This window comes from Acidovorax sp. Leaf78 (assembly GCF_001422735.1).
GTDB lineage: Bacteria > Pseudomonadota > Gammaproteobacteria > Burkholderiales > Burkholderiaceae_C > Acidovorax.
Map to the genome: position 1 here is coordinate 432,191 of NZ_LMLZ01000020.1, position 23,247 is coordinate 455,437.

Annotated in this window: 23 protein-coding genes; 9 read left to right on the forward strand and 14 right to left on the reverse strand. The window is 66.4% G+C overall.

Annotation, left to right across the window (positions count from 1 at the left end):
• Positions 1-121 precede the first annotated feature (121 nt).
• The 3 genes from kynU to ASF16_RS13570 all read right to left on the reverse strand — a co-directional run bounded on the left by kynU (position 122) and on the right by ASF16_RS13570 (position 2,836).
• The gene (gene kynU, locus ASF16_RS13560; RefSeq protein ID WP_056167869.1) at positions 122-1,432 is read right to left on the reverse strand and encodes a kynureninase; all 1,311 of its coding nucleotides are present in this window, start codon (positions 1,430-1,432) and stop codon (positions 122-124) included.
• A gap of 91 nt (positions 1,433-1,523) precedes the next feature.
• Complete coding sequence (kynB, locus tag ASF16_RS13565; protein ID WP_056167871.1) at positions 1,524-2,183, reverse strand: arylformamidase; 660 nt, start codon at positions 2,181-2,183, stop codon at positions 1,524-1,526.
• Between the two features lie 206 nt (positions 2,184-2,389).
• Positions 2,390-2,836, reverse strand: a complete 447-nt coding sequence (locus ASF16_RS13570) for a hypothetical protein (protein ID WP_056167874.1) — start codon at positions 2,834-2,836, stop codon at positions 2,390-2,392.
• 261 nt (positions 2,837-3,097) lie between these two features.
• On the opposite strand from ASF16_RS13570, the gene ASF16_RS13575 reads away from it, so the two are divergent.
• Genes ASF16_RS13575 through ASF16_RS13585 form a run of 3 tightly spaced genes read left to right on the forward strand, consistent with a single transcriptional unit; the run spans position 3,098 to position 5,589 of the window.
• A complete protein-coding gene (locus ASF16_RS13575; RefSeq protein WP_056167875.1) occupies positions 3,098-3,418 on the forward strand; it encodes a FeoA family protein in 321 nt (106 codons plus the stop codon).
• Positions 3,415-5,325: a ferrous iron transporter B gene (locus ASF16_RS13580; RefSeq protein WP_056167879.1), complete on the forward strand. Its 1,911-nt coding sequence runs from the start codon at positions 3,415-3,417 to the stop codon at positions 5,323-5,325. Before ASF16_RS13575 ends, ASF16_RS13580 begins: the two co-directional genes overlap by 4 nt.
• Positions 5,326-5,331: 6 nt before the next feature.
• Positions 5,332-5,589: a hypothetical protein gene (locus ASF16_RS13585; RefSeq protein ID WP_056167881.1), complete on the forward strand. Its 258-nt coding sequence runs from the start codon at positions 5,332-5,334 to the stop codon at positions 5,587-5,589.
• Positions 5,590-5,939: 350 nt separating this feature from the next.
• On the opposite strand, the gene ASF16_RS13590 is transcribed toward ASF16_RS13585, so the two are convergent.
• Together ASF16_RS13590 and ASF16_RS13595 are read right to left on the reverse strand one after the other, a co-directional pair.
• Complete coding sequence (locus ASF16_RS13590; protein ID WP_056167885.1) at positions 5,940-7,400, reverse strand: HAMP domain-containing sensor histidine kinase; 1,461 nt, start codon at positions 7,398-7,400, stop codon at positions 5,940-5,942.
• Entirely contained in the window at positions 7,397-8,053 is a 657-nt protein-coding gene (locus tag ASF16_RS13595; RefSeq protein WP_056167888.1) for a response regulator transcription factor, read from the reverse strand. The genes ASF16_RS13590 and ASF16_RS13595 overlap by 4 nt, the downstream gene beginning before the upstream one ends.
• Before the next feature lie 111 nt (positions 8,054-8,164).
• Here ASF16_RS13595 and ASF16_RS13600 point away from each other — a divergent pair, with 111 nt between their 5' ends.
• Together ASF16_RS13600 and ASF16_RS13605 are read left to right on the forward strand one after the other, a co-directional pair.
• Positions 8,165-10,345: a TonB-dependent siderophore receptor gene (locus ASF16_RS13600; protein ID WP_162241079.1), complete on the forward strand. Its 2,181-nt coding sequence runs from the start codon at positions 8,165-8,167 to the stop codon at positions 10,343-10,345.
• A 184-nt stretch (positions 10,346-10,529) separates the two neighbouring features.
• Positions 10,530-10,949 (forward strand): GNAT family N-acetyltransferase, encoded by a 420-nt coding sequence (locus ASF16_RS13605; protein ID WP_056167895.1) that lies wholly within the window; start codon positions 10,530-10,532, stop codon positions 10,947-10,949.
• Positions 10,950-10,978: 29 nt separating this feature from the next.
• On the opposite strand, the gene ASF16_RS13610 is transcribed toward ASF16_RS13605, so the two are convergent.
• The 3 genes from ASF16_RS13610 to ASF16_RS13620 are packed head-to-tail and all read right to left on the reverse strand — an operon-like array spanning position 10,979 to position 13,809.
• Positions 10,979-11,659, reverse strand: a complete 681-nt coding sequence (locus tag ASF16_RS13610) for a hypothetical protein (RefSeq protein WP_056167898.1) — start codon at positions 11,657-11,659, stop codon at positions 10,979-10,981.
• Between the two features lie 12 nt (positions 11,660-11,671).
• Positions 11,672-12,598, reverse strand: coding sequence for an ornithine carbamoyltransferase (gene argF, locus ASF16_RS13615; protein WP_156372069.1), 927 nt, complete (start codon positions 12,596-12,598; stop codon positions 11,672-11,674).
• A 14-nt stretch (positions 12,599-12,612) separates the two neighbouring features.
• Positions 12,613-13,809 carry an aspartate aminotransferase family protein gene (locus ASF16_RS13620; RefSeq protein WP_056167904.1) on the reverse strand — a complete coding sequence of 399 codons (1,197 nt, stop codon included), beginning with the start codon at positions 13,807-13,809 and terminating at the stop codon, positions 12,613-12,615.
• A 271-nt stretch (positions 13,810-14,080) separates the two neighbouring features.
• On the opposite strand from ASF16_RS13620, the gene ASF16_RS13625 reads away from it, so the two are divergent.
• Positions 14,081-14,401, forward strand: coding sequence for a DUF3579 domain-containing protein (locus ASF16_RS13625; RefSeq protein WP_056167907.1), 321 nt, complete (start codon positions 14,081-14,083; stop codon positions 14,399-14,401).
• 19 nt (positions 14,402-14,420) lie between these two features.
• On the opposite strand, the gene ASF16_RS13630 is transcribed toward ASF16_RS13625, so the two are convergent.
• Positions 14,421-15,608: an AAA family ATPase gene (locus ASF16_RS13630; RefSeq protein ID WP_056167910.1), complete on the reverse strand. Its 1,188-nt coding sequence runs from the start codon at positions 15,606-15,608 to the stop codon at positions 14,421-14,423.
• 247 nt (positions 15,609-15,855) lie between these two features.
• Positions 15,856-16,158: a 30S ribosomal protein S20 gene (rpsT, locus tag ASF16_RS13635; protein ID WP_056167912.1), complete on the reverse strand. Its 303-nt coding sequence runs from the start codon at positions 16,156-16,158 to the stop codon at positions 15,856-15,858.
• Positions 16,159-16,358: 200 nt separating this feature from the next.
• On the opposite strand from rpsT, the gene murJ reads away from it, so the two are divergent.
• Positions 16,359-17,924 (forward strand): murein biosynthesis integral membrane protein MurJ, encoded by a 1,566-nt coding sequence (murJ, locus tag ASF16_RS13640; protein WP_056167915.1) that lies wholly within the window; start codon positions 16,359-16,361, stop codon positions 17,922-17,924.
• 82 nt (positions 17,925-18,006) lie between these two features.
• Positions 18,007-18,855: a SirB1 family protein gene (locus ASF16_RS13645; protein ID WP_056167918.1), complete on the forward strand. Its 849-nt coding sequence runs from the start codon at positions 18,007-18,009 to the stop codon at positions 18,853-18,855.
• A 77-nt stretch (positions 18,856-18,932) separates the two neighbouring features.
• Here the strand turns inward: ASF16_RS13645 and ASF16_RS13650 are convergent, their stop codons facing one another.
• Both ASF16_RS13650 and ASF16_RS13655 read right to left on the reverse strand, forming a co-directional pair.
• Entirely contained in the window at positions 18,933-19,817 is an 885-nt protein-coding gene (locus ASF16_RS13650) for a hypothetical protein (protein ID WP_056167921.1), read from the reverse strand.
• Between the two features lie 134 nt (positions 19,818-19,951).
• A complete protein-coding gene (locus tag ASF16_RS13655; protein ID WP_156372070.1) occupies positions 19,952-21,031 on the reverse strand; it encodes a transporter in 1,080 nt (359 codons plus the stop codon).
• Positions 21,032-21,157: 126 nt separating this feature from the next.
• Here ASF16_RS13655 and ppk2 point away from each other — a divergent pair, with 126 nt between their 5' ends.
• Positions 21,158-22,072, forward strand: coding sequence for a polyphosphate kinase 2 (gene ppk2, locus ASF16_RS13660; RefSeq protein WP_056169174.1), 915 nt, complete (start codon positions 21,158-21,160; stop codon positions 22,070-22,072).
• A 262-nt stretch (positions 22,073-22,334) separates the two neighbouring features.
• On the opposite strand, the gene ASF16_RS13665 is transcribed toward ppk2, so the two are convergent.
• Positions 22,335-22,727: a hypothetical protein gene (locus ASF16_RS13665; protein WP_056167923.1), complete on the reverse strand. Its 393-nt coding sequence runs from the start codon at positions 22,725-22,727 to the stop codon at positions 22,335-22,337.
• Entirely contained in the window at positions 22,724-23,230 is a 507-nt protein-coding gene (locus ASF16_RS13670) for a GAF domain-containing protein (protein WP_056167926.1), read from the reverse strand. The genes ASF16_RS13665 and ASF16_RS13670 overlap by 4 nt, the downstream gene beginning before the upstream one ends.
• Between the last annotated feature and the right edge of the window lie 17 nt (positions 23,231-23,247).

Below are 23,247 nucleotides of genomic sequence, written 5' to 3' on the forward strand. Positions count from 1 at the left end.
GCGTCGTGCGTATTCGCGGTCGATCATTCAAGACCGTTCGGGCTGAGCTTGTCGAAGCCTTGCGCGGCACATCGACAAGCCCGGTGTGAACGGTTGAGGTGTTTTGGGATGCCGACAGGCCTCAGGTCACCGCGTGCGTCTGGTTGAACTCGGGCTTCTGCCAATCGCCACTCTCCAGCACCTGGCGCAGGTGCTCCACCGCATTCCACACGTCTTCAAACCCCAGGTACAGCGGCGTGAAGCCAAAGCGCAGGATGTCCTTGTGCGGGCCCGTGCCGCCGTCCCCTTTGCGGAAGTCGCCGATCACGCCGCGGGCGATCAGCGCCTGCACGATGGCGTAGGCGCCGCTACCCTGGCCGTTGACGCCCGCGCCTTCGTCGCGCGTCAGGCAGACCTGCGAGCCGCGCTGTGCGTGGTCGCGCGGCGTGGCCAGGCCCAGGCCGTGGCCTGCGCAGCGCTCCTCTACCAGGCGGATGAACAGGTCGGTGAGCGCGAGCGACTTGGTGCGCAGCGCGGCCATGCCGCCCAGTGCCTGCGCGGCGGTGAACACGTCCAGCCCGCACTGCAGGGCCGACAGGCTGATGATGGGCTGCGTGCCGCACAGGTAGCGCGTGATGCCGGGTGCAGGCTGGTAGTCAGGGGTGAACTGGAACGGCGCCGCGTGGCCCCACCAGCCCGACAGCGGCTGCCAGAAGCGGTCGGCGTGGCGCGGGTGTACCCACACAAACGCCGGCGCGCCGGGGCCGCCGTTGAGGTACTTGTAGCCACAGCCGACGGAAAAATCTGCACCCGCGCCGTTCAGGTCGACAGGCACCGCACCCGCGCTGTGCGCCAGGTCCCACACGCACAGGATGCCCTGGACATGCGCGGCGGCCGTGATGGCGGCCATGTCGTGCATGGCGCCGGTGCGGTAGTTCACATGGGTGAGCATCAGCACGGCCACGTCGGGGGTCAGCGCGGCGGCGATGTCTTCGGGCTCCACCAGCACCAGCTCCAGCCCGCGTTCCTTGCACAGGCCTTCGGCGATGTACAGGTCGGTGGGGAAGTTGCTGCGCTCGCTCACGATGCGCTTGCGCGCGGTGTTGTCCTCGCGGGCGATGTTCAGAGCCGCGCTCAACACTTTGTACAGGTTGATCGAGGTGCTGTCGGTGCAGACCACTTCGTCCGGGCCCGCACCGATCAGCGGGGCCAGCTGGTTGCCCAGGCGCTGGGGCAGGTCGAACCAACTCGCGGTGTTCCAGGATTGGATGAGGTCCGTGGCCCACTCGCGCGTCACCACATCGGCCACGCGCGCCGCGGCAGCCTTGGGCGCCACGCCCAGCGAGTTGCCGTCCAGGTAGATCACGCCCGGGGGCAGCGCAAAGTGCTCGCGCAGCGGGGCGATGGGGTCTTGCGCGTCGAGCGCGCGGCAGTCTTGTGCAGTGATGGTCATGGCAGATAGGTGGTTGTTTGCTTCTGTTTTGATAGCTGCTGGCGCTTTATCAGCAAGCGGTAGCGGCCCAAAAGCTTTAAAAAATGAGTGATCAGGCCAGCGCGCGCAGCACGGCGCGCACGGGTGAGGCGTCGGCGGTGGTGAGCCTGAGCGGCAGGGCGATCAGTTCGTAGTCGCCCTCGGGCACATCGTCGAGCACCAGGTTCTCCAGCACGCGCAGACCGCGGCGGCGGATGACCTGGTGGCTGTCCAAAGTCTTGCTATCGGCCGGGTCGATGCTGGCGGTGTCGATGCCCACCAGCAGCACGCCGAGGTCTGCCAGGCGCTCGATGGTGTCGGGGGCATAGGCCGCCAGTGCGCCGTCCCAGCGGTCCTGGGGCATGTGCTGGTAGGTGCGCACCAGCACGCGCTGCGGCAGCGTGGCGCCCACCGCGTGGGCGATGTGGTCCCAGGTGATGAGCGGCCCGCGCGCGATAGCGTGGATCACGCGGCAGGGGCCCAGAAAGGCGTCGAGCGACACATCGCCGATGCTGGCACCGTGCTCGTCATAGTGCAGCGGCGCATCGGCATGCGCGCCCACGTGGGGCGACAGCGTGATGGCGCTCACGTTCACCGGGCAACCGGGCCCGATGGTGGCGCACCACTGCTGGCTGTACGCCGTGTCGCCCGGGAACACGGGGCTGCCCGCATGCACGGGCGGCGAAATGTCCCAGAGCCTGCGGGCGGCGGAGGAAGAGGGGCTGGTTGGCATGGGACAAAGTTTGCATGTCCCGGAAAACCCGTGGTGTCGGTTATTTCCAACACCCTTCATATTTTGTTGAAGCCTAAACGATCTATCAAAAAGTGCGTCAGAAGATCAACCCTGCTTGCCGTTCACCTTCGCCCCAGAGTCGACCCTGCATGGCCACATGCCCGCGCCGAGGCCCGCGTAGCGCGTCGTCCGCGTGGGTGCGTCTGTCAGGGACGACCACCGAAAAAGGCTGCGAACAGCCCGCTTGCCACTGCAGCAGCGGCAGCTATGCGGATCGCGGCAGGGCCATTGAAGATGCCCAGGTTCCGCTGCGTCGCGCGCAGGTATCTCGAGAGGGTCGAGGCGCCATCCTTGAGGAATACCCACCAGAGCAGTGCGCTCCACAGAAAAATCTGGACGGATAGGGCCAGCGATCTCTGCGGTTGCGGCCACGTCAGAAACATCGGCGCTGCGCTGTCGCCCACCGACCTTTGCAGGACCCAAAGAAGAACACAGGGGCAGGAGATCCAAAGCGCGTATGCCCGCGTGAAGGATGCGACCTCCTCTGCGGAAAATTCTCCAGCGGCCACACTTTTTCCAAGCCTATACCGTATATAGACCGCGCCCGTGAGACCACACCACGCCGCACAAAGGAGCCAGAAGTAATCGTTCATTCGTCTTCGCAATGCTTAGTGACCAGCGATTTTCAGGTGTAACACAAACAAGGCGCTAGCAATGGGCACTGCCGATGTGGCGCCGTTCCAGCCCGCAGACCTGAAGCCGTAGTGCGTTTGCCGCAGCAATGGCAGAGCCTCTTCTAGCGAGGCAGTCCCTGCAGGCTTGTTGCGCTGCATCAACCCTCTTCGACGGAACCAAACTCCCAACCTTGGTGTCATTAAAATGAGAATCAATAACATTCAAAAAATCAGACTCCGATGACTACCTCGCACGATGGCGCCGCTGTGCCGCAGCAGTTCTTCACTGGCCCTGCGCCATCCACCTGCCTTGACGGGCTGGCCCTGCACACCCCGGCGCTGGTGACGGGCCTTCGCAGCGCCAGCGGCGAGCAGGAAGAGGGCACGGTATTGCGTCTGATGGAGATCGGCTTTCTCCCTGGCGAGGCGGTGCGTGTGGTCGCACGCGGTGGGTTCGGGGTGGACCCGATTGCTGTGCGCGTTGGCCAGGCCACGTTTGCCTTGCGCCGCAGCGAGGCGTCGATGGTGCAGGTGCAAGTCGGCGTCGAGGTACAGCCATGAGCGCGCAAGGCACCTCCACCACCGCGCCGTCGGCAACTGCCTCGCTGCGCATCGCCCTGCTGGGCAATCCCAACTGCGGCAAGACCGCGCTCTTCAACCTGCTGACGGGTGCCCGCCAGAAGGTGGCCAACTATGCGGGCGTGACGGTCGAGCGCAAGGAAGGCTCGCTGCAGACAGCCAGCGGCCGGCGCGTGCGCGTGCTGGACTTGCCGGGTGCCTACAGCCTGCATGCGCAGAGCATGGACGAGGCTGTCACGCGCGACATCGTCACCGGCCGGAGGGCGGGCGAGCCCGCGCCCGAGGTGCTGGTCTGCGTGACCGATGCCACCCACCTGCGGCTGAACCTGCGCCTGGTGCTGGAGGCCCGCTCCCTGGGTCTGCCCATGGTGCTGGTGCTGAACATGAGCGACGTGGCAGAGCGCCAGGGCATCGTGATCGACCGCGAGGCGCTGGCGCGCGAGCTGGGCATGCCGGTGCTGGCCACCGTGGGCGTGCGGGGCGGCGGTGCGCAAGAACTGGTGCAATGGCTGGACACGGTGCAGCCTGCGGCGCTGGCTGCCGCGCAGGTGCCGGTGGCGATGCCCGAAGGCAGCGCGCAGCAGCAGGTGATGCAGCTGCACCAGCAGGTGCGCCGCATCATCGACATGGCGGTGCGCGCACCGCAGGTCAGCCTGCACCGCGACGACCGCATCGACGCGGTGGTGCTGCACCCGGTGTGGGGCATGGTGCTTCTGGCCGTGACGCTGTTCCTGATGTTCCAGGCGGTGTTCAGCTGGGCCGCTGCGCCCATGGACTGGATCAAGGCCGCCACCGAGGCCGCGGGCGCGTGGGTCAACGCGAACATGGGCGAGGGCACGCTGCGCAGCCTGCTCACCGACGGCATCATCGCCGGCGCGGGCGGGGTGGTGGTGTTCCTGCCGCAGATCCTGATCCTGTTTTTCTTCATCCTGGTGCTGGAAGACTCGGGCTACCTGCCGCGCGCGGCGTTTTTGCTGGACCGGGTGATGGGCGTGGTGGGCCTGTCGGGCCGCTCGTTCATCCCGCTGCTGTCGAGCTTTGCGTGCGCCATCCCGGGCATCATGGCCACGCGCTCCATTCCGAGCTGGCGCGACCGGCTGGTGACGATCATGATCGCGCCGCTCATGACGTGCTCGGCACGTTTGCCGGTGTATGCGCTGCTCATCGCGGCCTTCATCCCGGAGCGCACGGTGGCCGGTGTGTTCAACCTGCAGGGCTTGGTGCTGTTCGCGCTGTACGTGGCCGGCATCGTCAGCGCCATGGCGGTGGCCGCCGTGGCCCGGCTGGCGCGCACCAACACCGGTGCCGCGCCGCTGCTGATGGAGCTGCCCACCTACCGCTGGCCCAGCGTGCGCAGCCTGGCCATCGGCCTGTGGGAGCGCGCCAAGATCTTCCTGCGCCGCGTGGGCGGCATCATCCTGGCGCTCACCGTGCTGCTGTGGTTCTTGTCGTCGTTCCCGGCGCCACCGGTGGGCGCCACCGGGCCCGCCATCGAATACAGCCTGGCGGGCAAGATCGGCAGCCTGCTGGCGGTGGTGTTCGCGCCCATCGGCTTCAACTGGCAGATCTCCATCGCCCTGGTGCCCGGCATGGCCGCGCGCGAGGTGGCCGTGGGGGCCTTGGGCACCGTATACGCGCTGTCTGCCACGGGCGAGGAGACTGCCGCGCAGCTGGGCCCGCTGATCGCCGCCCAATGGTCACTGGCCACGGCGCTGTCGCTGCTGGTGTGGTTCATCTTCGCGCCGCAGTGCCTGTCGACCATCGCCACCGTCAAGCGCGAGACCAACAGCTGGCGGTACCCGTTGATCATGACGGCGTACCTGTTTGCGCTGGCCTACCTGGCCAGCTTCGTGACGTACCGCATCGCACTGGCGATGGGTGGAGGGTAGACAACCATGGCCCAGGACATCATCGTCGGCGTGATCGTGGCCGTTGCCATGCTCTACGTGGCGTGGCGCTACATGCCGCAGGGTTGGCGGCAACGTCTGGGCCGGGTGCATCCGGCGCTGGTGCAGGCACCGGGCTGCGGCAGCGGGGACGGCGGTGGGGGGTGCAGCAGCTGCAGTAGCGGTGGCGGTGGCTGCGGTCCTGCAGCATCGTTGCCGGGCGAGGCTGCCGAGAAAACAGTGGCCATGCCACGCTCGCGGCATTGATATGGGTTGCTATATTATTTGTAGCTGCTTGCGCTTGTCCATCAAGCGGTAGAGGGCGCTGGAGCATCTAATAGGCTTGGATGGCTTGGATGGCTTGGATGGCCACATGCGTCACATACCCCCAATCCGTTCGGGCTGAGCCCGTCGAAGCCTTGTACGCTTGGGGCATGCCCTGGCTTCGACAGGCTCAGCCCGAACGGATGGTGAGGTCGCTGAGGCTGCAGTTCATCAGGCCGCGAGTTCGCTGAGGCTGAAGCTCATCAGGCCGCGAGTTCGCTGAGGCTGAAGCTCATCAGGCCGATGGCCAGCGGTTGTCACGACGGCCATGGCCCGCTCGGATCAGCGCCGCATCAGCCCCGGCGCGCCGCCAGCGGTATCTCCACGAAGAATCCCACGCCCCGCCCACCCAGCCCCTGGCCCAGCCGCACTTGCCCGCCCATGCGCAGCGCGGCCTGGCGCACGATGGCCAGGCCCAGGCCGGAGCCGTTGGTGGCATGGTCCCCATCGTTGTGGCTACCGCTACCGGCCGCATGGCCCGGGCCGCGGTAGAAGCGTTCGAATACCTTGCCCTGCTCAGCGGTTGGAATGCCCGGCCCGTCGTCCTGCACCGCCAATTGCAGCGTTGTGCCACCGTCGTCCACCCGCAGGCCGACAGCCACCGTGCCGCCTGCGAGCGAGTAGCGCACCGCGTTGTCCAGCAGGTTGTGCACCACCGATTCCAGCGCGGGCAGGTCCAGCCGCGCAGTCAGGCTGTCGGGCGCGTCCAGCGACAGTTCGATCTGCCGGGCCATGGCCCGCGGCGCGGCCTGCGCCAGCGCGGCGCGCAGCCACTGCGCCACGTCCAGGTCGCGCGGGGCTGGGCGCTGCGCTTCATCGAGCGCGGCCAGGTCCAGCAGCTGCTGCGCCAGGTGCGAGGTGCGGGCGATGGCCTGCTCGAGGTGCGCCTGGGCCTGCGTGCGCTCGGCTTCGCTTTGCGAACGTGCCATGACGTGGGCTTGGGCGGTGATGACGGCCAGGGGCGTGCGGATCTCGTGGGCGGCGTCCTGCACGAAGGCGCGTTCGCGTTCGACTTTCTGGCGCATGCGGGCCAGCAGGGTGTCCAGGGACTGCTCCAGCGGTTTGAGCTCGCGGTGGCGGGCGTCGAAGCCCACAGGCTGCAGGTCGTCGTTGTTGCGCCGGGCAATGCGGCTGGCCAACTGCTGCAGCGGCTTGAGGCCGTTGCGCACCGACAGCCACACGGGCACCAGCACGAAGGGCATGGCCAGCAGCAGGTAGGGCAGGATGAAGCGGCCGTTGTAAGCCAGAAAGGCTGCATCCGTGCGCTTGGGCTCGAACACCTGCAAGGCCCACCGGGCGTTGTGGCCTGTGTAGATGCGGTACACGGTGCCCTCTGCGATGGCTTCGGTAATCACGCCCACCGCCTCCGGGTGCCTGGGGGGTAGATTCAGGGTCTTCAACTCATGCGAGGCAAACACCGGATTGCCGTCTGCATCACTGAGTGCGTGCAGTGTCTTGCCAGGAAAAATGCCAATCTGGCGGCGTCGTATGTAGGTCCACGTTTCGGTGGAGTCGATGGCCGCTGCAGCGTGTGCGGGGTCGGTCACGTCCTGCAGAGACACCAGCAGGGCGTCTCCGTACTTTTGCAGGCCCGGGTCGTTGGTGATGGTGTGTTTGTAGGTCATGAAGATGTAGCACAGCAACACCCCCCAGACCAGCACAAACGCCAGCAGCACCGATACCACGCTGCGGCGCACCAGGGTGGGCTCGGCCAGCCGCTGCCATCTGGCGTGCAATGTCGTGCGTGCGCTCATGCTTGAAGCAGGTAGCCCACGCCACGCACCGTGCGGATCAGCTCTGGCCCGATCTTGCGGCGCAGGTTGGACACATGCACTTCGATGGCGCCAAAGTCCACCGGCTCGCCCAGCGGGTCCAGCCGCTGCGCGATCACGCCCTTGGGCACCACGGCGCCAGGCTCGCGCGCAAGCTCCAGCAGCAGCTGAAACTCGCGCGGCGACAAGTCCAGCGCCTCGCTGCCACGCCGCACCTGGTGGCGCCGGGGCTCGATCACCAGCTCGCCCAGCACCCAGCGCTCGCTGGCCTGCCGCGCGCTGCGGCGCAGCACCGCGCGGATGCGCGACATCAGCTCGGCCGTGGCAAAGGGCTTGATCACAAAGTCGTCCGCGCCGCCGTCCAGTCCCGCCAGCCGGTCCTCCACCGCCGAGCGCGCGGTGATCACGATGACGGGCACCTGCTCCCCCTGCGCCCGCCAGCGCGCCAGCAGGTCGAACCCGCTGCCGTCGGGCAGCGTCAGGTCCAGCAGCACGCAGTCCACGGTGGTGGCATCCACTGTGGCGGGCGCGTCCACCGCGCGGCGCAGCCACTCGCTGGTCAGTCCCTCGACCTTCAGCGCGGACTGCAGGGCCCGGCCCAGGTCCAGGTCGTCTTCGATGAGCAGGATGTGCATGGGGGGATTGTGGCGGTTTGCACCACGGTTGGACGGGGCAACAGCATGTTGGCGCGCCGTCTTTGGCTGCGCTTAAGACACGCGCTGGACAATGACCGGAGGAGGGTAGGTATGAGAAAAATCAAGCGCCATGCCGCGATGTGGATGACTTGTCTGGCGGGCCATGCTGCGTGGGCCCAGGGTCAGGCCGAGGGAGCGGGCGCGCCCCCGCAATTGGAGGGCGTGACGGTGACGGCGCGCCGCTCGCTCGAGCAGCGCTTCTTTGCCGCGGGCTCGCTGGTGGTGGTGGACCGCAATGACATCGAGCAGATGGGCGCTTTCTCGGTGGCCGATGTGCTGCGTCAGTTGCCCGGCGTGCAGGTGACGCCGTCAGGGGACGGCAGTGTGGAGATTCGCATGCGCGGCATGGACCGTGGCGCGACCCAGTTGCTGGTGGATGGACAGCGCGTAGGCAGCAAGCGATCGCAGTTGCCCATCGACCAACTGCCGCCAGAGCTGATCGAGCGCATCGAGGTGGTGCGCGCGCCCACGGCGGAATTCTCAGGCGCTACGGGCGGCACCATCAACATCGTGCTGCGCCAAGCCACGGTCAAGCGCGAGACGGTGCTGCGCCTGACGGACAACCATGTGTGGGGGCGCAATGCGGGCCAGGCCTTCTTCTCGCGCACGGGTCCTATCGGCGCCACGCCGGCACAGGCTGGCGATGAGAGTGATGCAGCGCACAGCCCGCCGTGGTCGTACTTCGTGGCCGCGTCGGCCACAGGGCTGCTGCTGGGCTCGGACACCCACCGCAGCACGCAGCGTGCGGGTGCAGAAGTCGCCCAGTCGGACACCAGCGCTCGCTATCGACGCAATGACTATGCGTTGGTCCCGCGCGTCAGCGGTCGGCTGAGCGCGGAAGACCAGCTTACGCTGCGCGCAACGTTCAGCCGGGGCGAGTTTGCCGGCGAGTCGGTCGGCGTGGGCAGCGGTGATGGAACCTATGCGCTGAGTTCAAAGGAAGCACACCGCTACGAGCGCCGCTACCTGCAGGCCGCGGCCGACTGGACGCACCGCTTTGCCGCCAGCAAGCTCGAAACTACGCTGGCTGCGAGCCGGGCGAGCGACACCGTGGACCGCGATGGAACGCTGGTCCGCGCTGCGGGAATGGCGGGGGCCGCTGCAGTGACCGACAGCTACAGCTTTCTGGATGACCGGCGGGAGGACCTGGTGAGCCTGAGTACCAAGCTCACCGGCACCACCAGCGCTTTGCTCTGGAGCGTGGGTGCGCAGCTGGAAGACCGTCAGTTGCACGTCCGCACTACAGCGAGTGGCGATTTGCAGTCGAACACTGCGTTGGAGTCTGGAATCCGCCGCGCCGTACTGTGGGGGCAAAACGAATGGGAGCTTCCCGCCAACACCACGCTCACCCTCGGGCTGCGGGGCGAGCAGGTCACGCTCCATGGTGGCAGCTCGCTGGTGGCGGGCCAGAGGCAATGGAACATTTTGCAGCCCTCGCTGCACACGCGCACACCGCTGTCCGACGACCTGCAGTGGCGCGCCAACCTGGCCCGCGTGACGCAGTTGCCCCGCGTGTGGGACTTGGTCGATCGGACCATTCCCAGCCAGGGCAGCAACAGCCTGAGCAACCCCGATACCGTTGGCAACCCGAACCTGCGCCCTGAAGTGACGTGGACGCTGGACACAGGCTTCGAGCGCCGGCTGGCGGCGGGCCACATGGGCTTGAACGTTTTCGTGCGCAGGGTGAGCGATGCGCTCGCGCCCACGCTCCAGCTACAGGGCGCGCGTTGGGTGGAGCAGCGCAGCAACGTGGGCGACGCCATGGTCTGGGGCCTGGAGGCGGACGCCCGCACCGGCCTGGGTTGGCTGGGGCTGGCCAGCGACTGGACGCTGTCTGCCAACGCCAGCCTGCTGCAGTCGCGCATGACCAGTGGGCGCAACGAGGGCCAGCGCATTCCCGGGCAAGCCCGCTACATCGTCACGTTGAGTGCAGCCCGCCCTATGCCGCGCGGAGGCGGTTGGTACGGCGGCGCCACGCTGTCGATGACCGGGCCTGCAGATCAGAATGTCGACCCGGTGTTGGCGGGTCGCAGCCGTGCCCATGCGATGCTGGATGTGTACGTGGGGCAGTTGGTGCGAGGCCTGGGTTACTGGCGTCTCGGCATCTACAACGTAGGCGACGCGCGCTTTCGCCGCGACCGCGTAGATGCATCGGGCCCGGTGCCGCTACTGAGCACCAGCAGCATGCAGCTGACACAGCGCGTGTACCTGACGGTGGGCACGCAGTTCTGATCGTCGCCGGCAGCAGGTCATGCCCCTCACTGGCAGCTGAGCGGCTTAATCCCAAATGTCTATTGATCCCATTGAAACCATGGATGCCTCCAACGCTTTGATCGAAATGCGGCAGCTGTCTGCTGCCAATGCGTAGGTGTTTTCGTCGCTGCGCCGCGAACTGACAGCGGACAACCCGATACCCATGGGTCTCACGTTGGAAGAAGAACTGAGCCGCTCTCTGGACGGCTTCAGGGAGCAACTGGCGTATCCGGCGCCGAATGCCGTGTTCGGAGTCTTTTGCGATGGTGTGTTGGCGGGGACAGCAGCCGTGGCATGGCAGAGCAAATTCGCATCGTCTCGCCACAAAGTATTGTTGTGGGGCACTTTTGTTTCCCCACGGTTCAGACGCCGAGGTTTTGCGCGCAGGCTGGTTGTGCGGGCCATTGAGCACGCACGCGCTCAAGGTGCGCGGCGGATCAATCTCATGATGTATTTGCCCAACGATGCGGCGGCCCAGCTGTACCGGTCGCTGGGTTTCTCAACATACGGTGTGGAGCCGGAGGCAGTGTGTCTTGACGGGGTGTACTTCGACGCTGCGCTGATGAGCCTGCGGTTGGACTGAGCCCTGCGCGGGGCGGCGCTGTGACCTGCTCAGCCGTACAAGCGGCTTGCGGACAGAGCTTGCAAGGCGTTCTGGAGGTTTGCGCGCGCCTGTGCCTCATAGCGCTCGTGGAACCACTCCGAGCCATAAATCCGCGGCCGGTCCACAAACCCTTGCAGCACCGCGCTGCGGCCCGCCACGTAGCGCGGCCAGCGGACAAAGAAGTATTCACGCCGCACGTTGCGCTCGAACTGGCGGTAGACCGCATCGCTCTGGCCGAGGATGGACAGGTCGATGTCGACAACCCACTGTGCATCGCCGGTCAACGCACCGGGGCAGTGCCGCGTGTCGAGGATGTGCTGGTGCACGCGCACAACCATGGATTCGGGCAGACCCTGGCTGCGCAGAAAGCGCGCGGCCCATTCAGCGCTGCGTTCCTCGTTGTGCTTGCTCCACGGCCAGTAGACCGCATCGTGGTACCACAGCGCAAGGGCCACAGCATGGGGGTCTTGCAGGGCGTCGGGCTGCTGGTCTTGCACGGCCTGCAGATGCCGCAGGCAGGCCCACATGTGTGTGGTGTCGTGGTACGCACGGGGCCAGTGGGCCCAACTCAGGATCAGGCGGCGGCCCTCGGCGCGCCAAGTGTGGGTGTCGCGGCCCAGCGCCTGGCCCAGTGCGTTCCAGTGCGCCTGCAGTTCGGCGCTGTGGGCTGGTTGGCGGCGCCAGGGCATGGGACTTGCCGCTCAGGCAACCTTCCCGAGCAACAAGTACTCCATGAGTGCCTTCTGCACGTGCATCCTGTTTTCTGCCTCGTCCCACACCACCGACTGCGGCCCGTCGATCACATCCGCTTCGACCTCTTCGCCGCGGTGGGCGGGCAGGCAGTGCATGAAGAGGGCGTCGGGCTTGGCGGCGGCCATCATCTCGGCGTCCACGCACCAGTCGGCAAAGGCCTTCTTTCGCTCTTCGTTCTCGGCCTCGTAGCCCATGCTGGTCCACACATCGGTGGTGACCAGGTCGGCGCCCTGGCAGGCTTCGAGCGGGTTGCTAAAGAATTGATAGCTGCCAGCGCTGATCCCACGGGCGCCAGCGGCCAGTTTCTCGTCCACTTCGTAGCCGCGCGGCGTGCTCACATGCACCTTGAAGCCCAGCAGCGATGCCGCCTGCAGCCAGGTGTTGGCCATGTTGTTGCCGTCGCCCACCCACGCCACGGTCTTGCCCTTGATGGCGCCGCGGTGCTCGATGTACGTGAAGATGTCCGCCAGGATCTGGCAGGGGTGGTATTCGTTGGTCAGGCCGTTGATGACGGGCACGCGCGAGTTGGCGGCGAAGCTTTCGATCTTGGCTTGTTCGTACGTGCGGATCATCACCAGGTCGACCATGCGGCTGATGACCTTGGCGCTGTCTTCGATGGGCTCGGCGCGGCCCAGCTGGCTGTCGCCTGTGGTCAGGTGCACCACGGAGCCGCCCAGCTGGTACATGCCGGCCTCAAAGCTCACGCGGGTGCGGGTGCTTGCTTTTTCGAAGATCATGGCCAGCGTGCGGTCCACCAGGGGGTGGTGTTTTTCGTAGGCCTTGAACTTCTTCTTGATGAGCGCGGCGCGCTCGAACAGGTACGCGTATTCGTCGGCGGTGAGGTCGTTGAACTGCAGGTAATGTTTCAGCGTCATGGCGTGCTTGCTCTTCATTCAGCCAGGATGGCTTTGACCAGCGGGGTCAGCTTGGCGACGATCTCGTCGGCCTCGGTGGTGGTGAGGACCAGCGGTGGCACCAGGCGGATCACGGTGTCTGCCGTGACCGACAGCAGCAGCCCAGCCTCGGCCGCACGGGCGATCAGCGCGCCACAGGGCTTGGCAAGTTCGATGCCCAGCATCAGGCCCTGGCCGCGGATGTCCTTCACACCGGGCAAGCTGCCCAGCTCGCGCTGCAGCGCCGCGCGCAGGTGGTCGCCCACCTTGGCCGCGTTGGCCAGCAGGCCATCTTCTTCCATGATGCGGATGGTCTCGACCCCGGCGCGCATGGCCAGCGGGTTGCCGCCGAAGGTGGTGCCGTGGTTGCCGGGCTGCAGCACGTTGGCGGCCTTGGGGCCGGCCACCACCGCGCCGATCGGCACGCCCGAGCCCAGGCCCTTGGCCAGGGGCATCACGTCGGGCACGATGCCCGCCCATTGGTGGGCGAACCACTTGCCGGTGCGGCCCATGCCGCACTGCACTTCGTCGATCATCATGAGCCAGCCGCGCTCGTCGCACAGCTTGCGCAGCTGCTGCAGGTATTCGATGCGCATGCCGTTGATGCCGCCTTCGCCCTGGATGGTCTCGAAGAACACGGCCACCACGTTGGGGTTGCCTTCAGTGGCCTGCTTGATGGCGTCGATGTCGTTGAGCGGTACACGGATGAAGCCTTCGACCAGCGGGCCGAAGCCGTTGTGGATCTTGGGGTTGCCGGTGGCCGACATGGTGGCGATGGAGCGGCCGTGGAAGGCCTTCTCGTACACCACGATCTCGGGCTTGGCGATGCCCTTGTCCACGCCGAACTTGCGGGCGATCTTGAGGGCCGCCTCGTTGGCTTCGAGGCCCGAGTTGCAGAAGAACACGTTCTGCATGCCCGACAGCTCCACCAGTTTGGCGGCGAGCTGCTCTTGCAGCGGCACGTGGTAGTAGTTGGAGGTGTGGATCAGCTTGGTGAGCTGGTCCTGCAGCGCTGGAACGAGCTTGGCATGGTTGTGGCCCAGCGTGTTGACGGCGATGCCGCCCAGGCCGTCCAGGTATTCCTTGCCGTTGACGTCCCAGACTCGGCTGCCCTGACCGCGGGCCAGCGCGATGGGTACGCGGCCATAGGTGTTCATCACGTGGGGCGAAGCTGCCGGGGTGGTAGCGGTCATGCAGAAATCTCCTGACGGTGCGGTGAATGGGCTGCCCTGGTGGGATCAAAGCCCGAGAAAGCGAAGCACGATTCTAGGGGGAGCACGGTGAACGGCTGTTGACGATTGCGCATTACTGCAATGCCGTACGTTGGCAGCAAACCGGGGCCGATTCCCGATGCGGGAGGTGGATTAGGGGGCTAGCTCTTATATAAGAGTTAGAATGTCGCGCTGCGGTGCAGCATGCAGTGATCCTGCATTCGGGCACCCTTACTACCACTCCAATCCGCCGATGGTTTCCCCCTCCTCCAAAGAAGTCTTCATCCAAGGCATCACCCACGACGGGAAGACCTTTCGCCCGAGTGACTGGGCCGAGCGGCTGGCCGGGGTGATGAGCAGCTTTCGCCCCGGCGGAGCGCGGCCTGGCAGCCATCTGAGTTATTCGCCCTGGTGCATCCCCACCACGATGAATGGTGTGAAATGCGTGGTGGTGCACCGCGACCTGCGCGACCACGAGCCCATGGCCTGGGATTTCGTCATCAACTTCGCACGCGACAACGATCTGCAGGTGGCCGAGGCCTGCCTGCTGCCCGACCCGCCGCCCAAGGGCTGAAGCCGCGCAGCGCCGGGGTTCAGCGCTGGGCGTTGCTGCCCGCATGGCCCGCGCGCAGCAGATGGTCTGCCTGCAGCCTGTTCATCCAGGCTTTTTCCACGAACGGGTCCGTCACGCCGTAGTGGCCGTGCTTCACACGCATCAGCAGGTTGGCCGAGGTCATCATGCCGATGATGCCCTGCACCTCCTGGGCCGTGACCTCGCGGCCGATCTGCGCGGCGTAGGTCTTGAGCGCTTCGCCGGTGAAGACGCCCTTCACGTCGCCGCCGATGCTGCAGATGCGCGAGAACACCGCCTCGGCCAGCGGGCCCATGGCCTCCACCTTCTGCAGTTCCACATCGGCCGCCGCGGCGCCCAGCGACTGCGCAATGGTGGGCAGGTGCTCGTCCGGCAGGGCATCGGCGGGCAGGCTGCGCAGCACGTTGAGCGCCTTCATCAGCTCCTCCGGCCGGCTGCCCATGCTGCGAAACGCGGCTTCGGTGACGTCGGCCGAAGGCAGCATGGCGCCCAGCTGCGGGCGGACCTGCTCCAGCACGTAGTCGATGAAGTCCCGCCCCAGCACCGGAAACTCATTGGTCACCGCGCCGTTGAAGGCCTGGTTGCCCTTGAGCGTGAGTTCCTGCACCCGCGCGCGGTGAGAGCCTGTGCCGATGAACAAGAAGTAGCCGGGGGTGCCGGGGCGGGTGTTGATGGCGTCGCGCGCAGCCTTGAGCGCATGCAGCAGGTGGTCGCCGTCGGCGCTGCCCAGGGCGTGCTGCACCTCGTCGATGATGAGCACCACGTCCGTTCTGGCCTGGTCGATCAGTGCCTCGAAGGCGTGGGCCAAGGTGGTGCCGTCGTCCTTGCCCACGTCGGCCAGCTTGAAGCCAAACTTGAACCCCGCCGCCCCGGCTTCGACGCTGGCCACGTCCTTGAGGCGCTTCAAGATGCCCGAGCCGGGCGTCTGCAGCTCCTTGAGCGTCTTGCGGATGGCCTCGTGCACCAGGTCCGCCGGGTTGGCCTGGGGCTGGCTCCACAAATCCACATAGACCACGATGGCGCCCAGGGCCTCCAGCGCCGGGATGAGGTCGGTCGCGAGGAAGGTGGTCTTGCCCACCCGCCGCTGGCCCGACAGGAACAGCCCGGAGCGCAGGGACGTGTCCAGGAACGAGGGCCTGAGCAACTGCGTGGCCATCTGTTCGGCAAGGGCGGTGCGGCGGAACGTCATAGTTTATGAATTTTTATGAAATTCCAATAATTATGATCAATCCATAATTCGCCGTAAAGCCTGATGGCGTGCAGTCTGGGGCGACGGCTCTGGATATTGAGCGCCAAACCGGCGCAAAGCGTTCGGAAACGAAAAAACCGCCCGAAGGCGGTTTTGTTCGTTTGCTGGCAGCGCACCCGTTACAAACGGCGAACGGCACATGCCGTTCGGGCTGTTTGCCTGAAGTGATTCAGGCGGAAAATGAGTTTTAAGCGGCTGCCAGAGCCAGGGTCTTCACCTTGGCAGACAGACGGCTCTTGTCGCGAGCAGCCTTGTTCTTGTGGAAAATGCCCTTGTCGGCCACGGAGTCCACCACGGCTTGCATCTTGGCGAACAGTTCGGTCGCCTTGGTCTTGTCGCCAGCCAGAACAGCCTTTTCGACGTTCTTGACAGCGGTACGGTACTTGGAGCGCAGCGAGGTGTTGGCTGCGTTCAGCTTGGTGTCCTGACGGACGCGCTTGCGGCCCGACGCCAGGCGCGGGTTCTTCTTCTTGGGTTTAGCGGATGCCATGATTTAGTTCCTTGAGTCTGAGGATGATGCCAGCAAAGCCCGCGATTATAGCCCAGGGCGGGTTTCAGATGCCACCGCACTCAAAAACCGGCGCAGCGCCATCGCCGGCGCACCCAGGGCGTGTGGGCTTGGCCGTGCCGCCCGATGCGTCCCCACTGGGGTGAAGCCGCGCAGCGGCACAGGGGGAATACACTCCAGCGGTGTCATTGCTCAAAGCCGCCTCCACCGTTTCCCTGCTGACCCTGGCCTCCCGTGTGACGGGACTCATGAGCCAGTTGCTCATGGCCTCGATGTTCGGGGCCAACGCCCTGACCGACGCCTTCCAGGTCGCCTTCCGCATCCCCAACCTGTTCCGGCGGCTGTTTGCCGAAGGGGCGTTCAGCCAGGCCTTCGTGCCGGTGCTGGGCACCGCCAAGACGCAGCAGGGCGAAGAAGCCACGCACAAGCTCATCTCCGCGGTGGCCACCGCCCTGGCCTGGGTGTTGCTGCTGGTATGCATCCTGGGCGTGGTCGGCGCGCCGCTGCTGGTATGGGCGCTGGCCAGCGGCCTGCGCCAGAACGCCGAGGCCTACGACGCAGCGGTGCTGATGACCCGCTGGATGTTTCCGTACATCGGCTTCATGTCCATGGTGGCGCTGTCGGCGGGCATTCTCAACACCTGGAAGCACTTTGCCGTGCCCGCGGCATCGCCGGTGCTGCTCAACGTGTGCATGATCGCCGCGGCCTGGCTGGGTGCGCCGCAGCTGGAGGCCCGCGGCATCGAGCCCATCTACGCCATGGCCGGCGGTGTGATGCTGGGGGGCGTGCTGCAGCTGGCCGTGCAGATACCGGCCCTGGTGCGCCTGGGGCTCATGCCGCGCATCGGCGTCACCTGGGGCACCGTACGTGCCGCCTGGGCCGACCCCAGCGTGCGCCGCGTGCTCACGCTCATGGGGCCGGCGGTGCTGGGCGTGGGGGTGGCGCAGATCTCGCTCATGATCAACACGCAGATCGCGTCGTACCTGACGCCGGGCAGCGTGACCTGGCTGTTCTATGCGGACCGGTTGATGGAGTTCCCCACCGCACTGCTGGGCGTGGCGCTGGGCGTGGTGCTCACCCCGCAGCTCACGGCGGCCAAGGCGGCGGGTGATGCCGAGAAGTACTCGGCCATGCTCGACTGGGGCCTGCGCATCGTGGTGCTGCTGGCCGTGCCGTGCGCGGTGGCGCTGCTGACCTTTTCCACACCGCTGGTGGCCACGCTGTTCCACTACGGCAAGCTCACCGACGACGATGTGGGGCAGATTGCGCTCGCACTGTCGGGCTACGGCGCCGGGCTCATCGGCATCGTGGCCATCAAGGTGCTGGCGCCCGGCTACTACGCCAGCCAGGACGTGCGCACGCCCGTGAAGATCGCCATTGCCGTGCTGGTCATCACGCAGCTGCTCAACATCCCGCTGGTGCGCTTCATGGACCATGCTGGCCTTGCCTTGTCGATCGGCCTGGGTGCGTTGGTCAACGCGATGTGGCTGCTGATCGGCCTGCTGCGGCGCGGCAGCTACCGGCCCCTTCCGGGCTGGGGCATGTTCGCCCTGCAGGTGATTGCCGCCAGCGCCTTGCTGGCCGTTCTGCTGCTCTGGGGTTCGCAGCATTTCGACTGGGTGGACATGAAGGGGCAGACCCTGCGGCGCATAGGGCTGTTGGCGGCGCTGATGGCGGCCGCTGCGGTGCTGTATTTTGGCGCGCTGTGGGCGGCTGGGCTCAAGCTGCGCCAGCTGTTGCGGCGCTGATGCAGGTGGTCCTGGTAACAGCCTGGCAAAACCTGGGTTTGTGCAGCTTGACGCCAGGGCAGGGTGCACTTACAACAACGCCATGCCCCTGAGTCTTTCCGTGCCCACCTCGCTCGAGTACTTTGCATCGCTGGTGCAGAGCGACGACCACTTTCCGCTGCTGGAAGCCGCCGCCAGCCTCGCCCAGGACGAGTACCCCGAAATGGACGTGCAGCTGCTGCTGGGCGACATGGATCAGCTGCTCGCGCGCATCAAGCGCCGCCTGCCGGTCGATGCGCCCGCGCTGCAGCGCCTGCGCACGCTCAACCAGTTCTTCTTTGCCGACCTGGGCTTTGCCGGCAACATTAACAACTATTACGACCCCGAGAACAGCTACCTCAACGCCGTGCTGCGCACGCGCCGGGGCATTCCGATCTCGCTGGCCATCCTGTGGATGGAGCTGGCCCAGGGCCTGGGCCTGCACGCGCGTGGCATTGCCTTCCCGGGGCACTTCATGGTCAAGGTACTGCTGCCCAAGGGGCAGGTGGTGCTCGACCCGATTTCGGGCCAGTCGCTCAGCCGCGAGGAGCTGTCCGAGCGGCTGGAGCCCTACAAGCGCCAGAGCGGCCTGGTGGACGACTACGACGTGCCGCTGGGCCTGTACCTGCAGGCCGCCACACCGCGCGACATCATTGCGCGCATGCTGCGCAACCTGAAGGAGGTGCACCGCACCCAGCAGGACTGGCAGCGCCTGATCTGCGTGCTGGACCGCCTCATCGTGCTGCAGCCACAGTCCTGGGGTGAGTGGCGCGACCGGGGCCTGGCGCATGCCGAACGCGGCAATACTGCGGAGGCCGTGGTGGACCTGGAAACCTACCTCGACCATGTCGAGGACGGCCTTGACATCGACCTGATCTCCGACCGCCTGAGCGCCTTGCGCAGCGCGGGCTGACCTGCAGCAGCGCAGGCAGGCAGACCTGCCGCCTGCGCGCCGGGCACCCTGGGGTCAGCGCCGAACGAAACCCGTGCCTAGAACGGCGCGCCGTCTGCTGGCAGGGCCGCCTGCAGTTGAAACAGCTGCCGGCGCAGTTCGGTGTTCTCAGCCGTGAGTTCGGCCACGCGGTGGCGCAGTGCCTGCAGTTCATCAGCGCCTGAGCTTGCGCCTGCGCCAGCGCCTGCACCAGTATCGGCGTCAGCGCCTTCGGCCTCTGGCAACGGGGCGTCTTCCTTGGGCTTGCGCTTGTTGAGTTCACGCACGCGCTTGGCGGCCTGCTTGAGCTCGTCCTTGCCCGCCGCCACGGCGGCCACCTGCTCCTCGGCAGGCAGCGTGGCGACGGCGGCAGCGGCGTTGATGGAGATGGTGCCGGACTTCACCGCGGCCACCAGCTCGGGCGCGGCCTGCTTCTGGATCTTTTCGATCATCACCACCTGGCTGCTGCTCAGCCGGGCGGCCTTTGCGATGGCCTCGCGGCTGCTCAACGGGTCGGGCGCGGGCAGTGCGGCCATCGCTTCGGGGGCGGCTGCGGACGCATCGGTTGTGGCATTGGCGGCCGACTCAGTGGTTTCGTCCGCCGTGGTGGCGCGGGCCTTGCGGTCCGCGATGATCTCGCGCTTGCGCAGCGCCAGCACGCCGCGCTGGAAGTCGGACACGCTGCGGCGCCCCAGGTGCTGGTCGATCATCCACAGGTGGACGTCTTCCATCGACTGAAAACGCGGGTTCTGCACGGTCTGAAAGGGCAGGCCGTGCTTTTGGCAGATGCCATAGCGGTTGTGGCCGTCCACCAGCACATCGCCCCACAGCACCAGCGCATCGCGGCAGCCTTCGGCCAGGATGCTGCGCTCCAGGGCCTCGTGCTCGTCGGGGGTCAGGGGTTCGATATAGGCTTTGAGTTCTTCGTTGACGACGATGTTCATGGCAGGCAGGGCTGGGCTGGGGAGTGCGAATCGGAGGCGGGCAAGGGGCGCGATTGTAGACATGCCCGGCCACAGGCCCCGCGCAATCGCCCCGCTGCGCTGATGCGGCAGCTCAGCGGCCGCTGACCCTTCGCTCACCGGTCGCGCGCATCCCGCAGCGCCAGCCAGCCTGCCACGGCCGTGAAGGCCACCACCACGGCCACGATGATCCAGAAGCCGTGCGGCTCGTCCGCCAGCGGCACGCCGCCCACGTTCATGCCGAACAGGCCCGCCAGGATGTTGATGGGCAGGGCCAGCACCGTGACCACCGTCAGCACGAACAGGCTGCGGCTGTTGGCCTCCTGTACGCTGGCAGCAATCTCTTCCTGCAGCAGCTTGATGCGCTCCTGCAGCCCCTGCATGTCGCGCAGTACCACCGAGAACTCTTCGGTCGAGTCGCGCAGCTCCTGCGCGTCGTCCGCCCCCATCCAGGCGGGCGGGTGCTGCAGCAGCCGAAAGAGCGCCGCAGGCTCCGGCGCCAGCAGCCGCTGCAGGCGTACCAGCAGCCGCCGCAGCACGCCCAGGCGGGCGCGCTTGTGGTCCAGGCGGCCTGCCAGCAGTGCGTCTTCCACATCGTCGATGCGCTGCGTCACGCCACGCACGATGTTCACCAGGCCCGACGCCTGCGTGCGCATCAGCTCGGCCAGCAGCCCCACGCTGGAGCGCGGCGCCTGCCCGCTGCGCACCGCCGTGCGCAAGGCATCCACCGACCGCAGGGGGCGCGTGCGCCCCGTCACCATCAGGTGCGGCGCCACGCTGGTCCACAGCGTGGCGATGTCCGAAGGCTCGAACGCGAAGTCGAAGTGCGCATCGTTGAGCACCGCGATCAGCGTGTCGTCGTCGCGCTCGATGCGGGTGGAGACCGAGCGGTCCTTGAGCGCGTCGAAGAACGCTTCGGGCAAGTTGGCGTGCCGCTCCATCCAGCGCACGGCCTGGGCCTGGCTCAGGTTGAAATGCAGCCACAGGAACTCGCCCGGGGCTGCGGCAGCGGTGCCCTGCGCCTGCAAGGCCAGCCACTGGGCGGCTTGCACGGAGTCCACCTCGCGCGGCAGGGCGTCGTCGCCCAGCAGATAGCCGCAGATGAGACCTGCGGCATCGCCGCCGTAGTTGAGGCTGGCGTGAAGGGCGCCCGGAACAGGCGGGCTGGGGGGAGCGGGGGTTGCAGGGGTGGGCACGGACGTGCATGATGGTGCGCAGTTGTGACGCTGCCGTGACAAATCACGCGGTTGTCATTCAACTGTCACGACAGCGTCACCAGCCGAAGACACCATGGCGCTCTTTGTGTGAAGACCCTGACGCCCATGCTCTACAACAACGCCCTCGACACCCAGGAACTGATGCAGCGCATCGCCAACGACCTGATCGACAGCTACGACGAAGAACTGGAGCTGGAGATCGAAGACCGCGAGGTGGACGACATCGGCGCGCCCACGGCCGCCGACAAGCTCGCCCGCCAGCAGTATTTCAAGGAACTGTTCCGCCTGCAGGGCGAACTGGTCAAGCTGCAGGACTGGGTACAGCACAGCCGCGAGAAGGTGGTGATCCTGTTCGAGGGGCGCGACGCCGCGGGCAAGGGCGGCGTGATCAAGCGCATCACCCAGCGCCTGAACCCCCGCGTGGCCCGCGTGGCGGCGCTGCCCGCACCGAACGACCGCGAGCGTACGCAGTGGTACTTTCAGCGCTACGTGGCACACCTGCCCGCTGCGGGCGAGATGGTGCTGTTCGACCGCAGCTGGTACAACCGCGCCGGCGTGGAGCGCGTGATGGGCTTTTGCTCGGACGACGAGTACGAAGAGTTCTTCCGCACCGTGCCCGAGTTCGAGAAGATGCTCGTGCGCTCGGGCATCCGCCTCATCAAATACTGGTTCTCCATCACCGACGAGGAGCAGCACCTGCGCTTTCTGGGCCGCATCCACGACCCTTTGAAGCAGTGGAAATTGAGCCCCATGGACCTGGAGAGCCGCGTGCGCTGGGAGGCCTACACCAAGGCAAAGGAAACCATGCTCGAGCGCACCCACATCCCCGAAGCCCCCTGGTGGGTGGTGCAGGCCGTCGACAAGAAAAAGGCGCGGCTGAACTGCATCGCGCACCTGCTGTCGCAGATGCCGTATGAAGAGGTGCCGCACCCCACCGTGGTGCTGCCCGAGCGCGTGCGCAACCCCGAATACCTGCGCCAGCCCGTGCCTGCGTCGATGTACGTGCCAGAGGTGTACTAAGGCGCCTGGCTCAGGCAATTGAGCGGCGGGCGGTGGGTGATTCCAGTTGGCCGGCTGCCTGAGTGCCCGCTGTATGGCTCGATAGCCGGCTCGACTGCTTGACCTGTTGATTGCTTTGCAAGTTGGCTAGCTCGCCAGTTGGCAGATCGGCAGGTCGGCCAGTTGCGTGTCCAGCAATCTATCGCGGAGCTACTATTTTTATAGCATCTACCGATTGTTCACCCAGCGGTAGAGCCCTAAAAAGGGCAAAGTCCAGTGCGCGCTACGCCGCAGCCCTGAGCATCAGGATCGTCGAGATCACATCCCGCACCTTGAAGGGCTTGAGCAGCACGCGCCGCACCTGCAGGGCCTTCATCTGCACGGCGGTGGAGGCGTCGACCTGATCGGTGGTGACGGCCACCGGCACCTGGGCGTCCACCGCGAACTGGGCGCTGCGCACCCGCTCCAGCAGGGCCACCGCTTCGGCCACCTCATCCAGCGACACGATGACGCCCGAGAAGCCTTTGTTCGTCAACTGCTGCTGCGCATTGCGCACGCTGTTGACCTGGCGCACCGGCGGCAAATTCAGCTGGCGCGCGGTGGCCACGATGATGCTGCCGGTCAGCGAACTGGGCTCGACCAGCAGGATGTCTTGCGATTGCGGGCTTTGGCTCATGCGGCGTTCTCCTCGCTGGCGCGTCGCACCAGCTCTTCCACGGCCAGGTCGCGCAGTGAGCCCAGGATGGCCAGGTCCACCTCGTCCAGCTGGCGCGGTGTGCGGTCGATGAGGCACAGCGTGCCGATGTTCTGCCCGCCCGGCATCTTGAGCGGCGCACCCGCGTAGAACTGGATGTGCGGCTCGCCGGTGACCAGGGGGTTGTCGGCAAAGCGGTCGTCCAGCGCCACGTCTGGCACGACCAGGGTCTCGTCCTGCAGGATGGCGTGGCCGCAGAACGAGATGCCGCGCCCGGTCTCGCACACGTCCAGCCCGACTCGGGCCTTGAACCACTGCCGGTCTGCGTCGATGAGCGACAGCAGCACGATGGGCATGTCGAACTCTTCGGCAGCAAAGGCCGTGAGCCGGTCGAAGCGTTCTTCGGGCGGCGTGTCCAGGATCAGCAGCTGGCGCAGGGCCTGCAGGCGGTCATCCTCGTTGGCGGGGCGAGGGGGCTCTTTCATGGCGGTGTGGGGGCAGC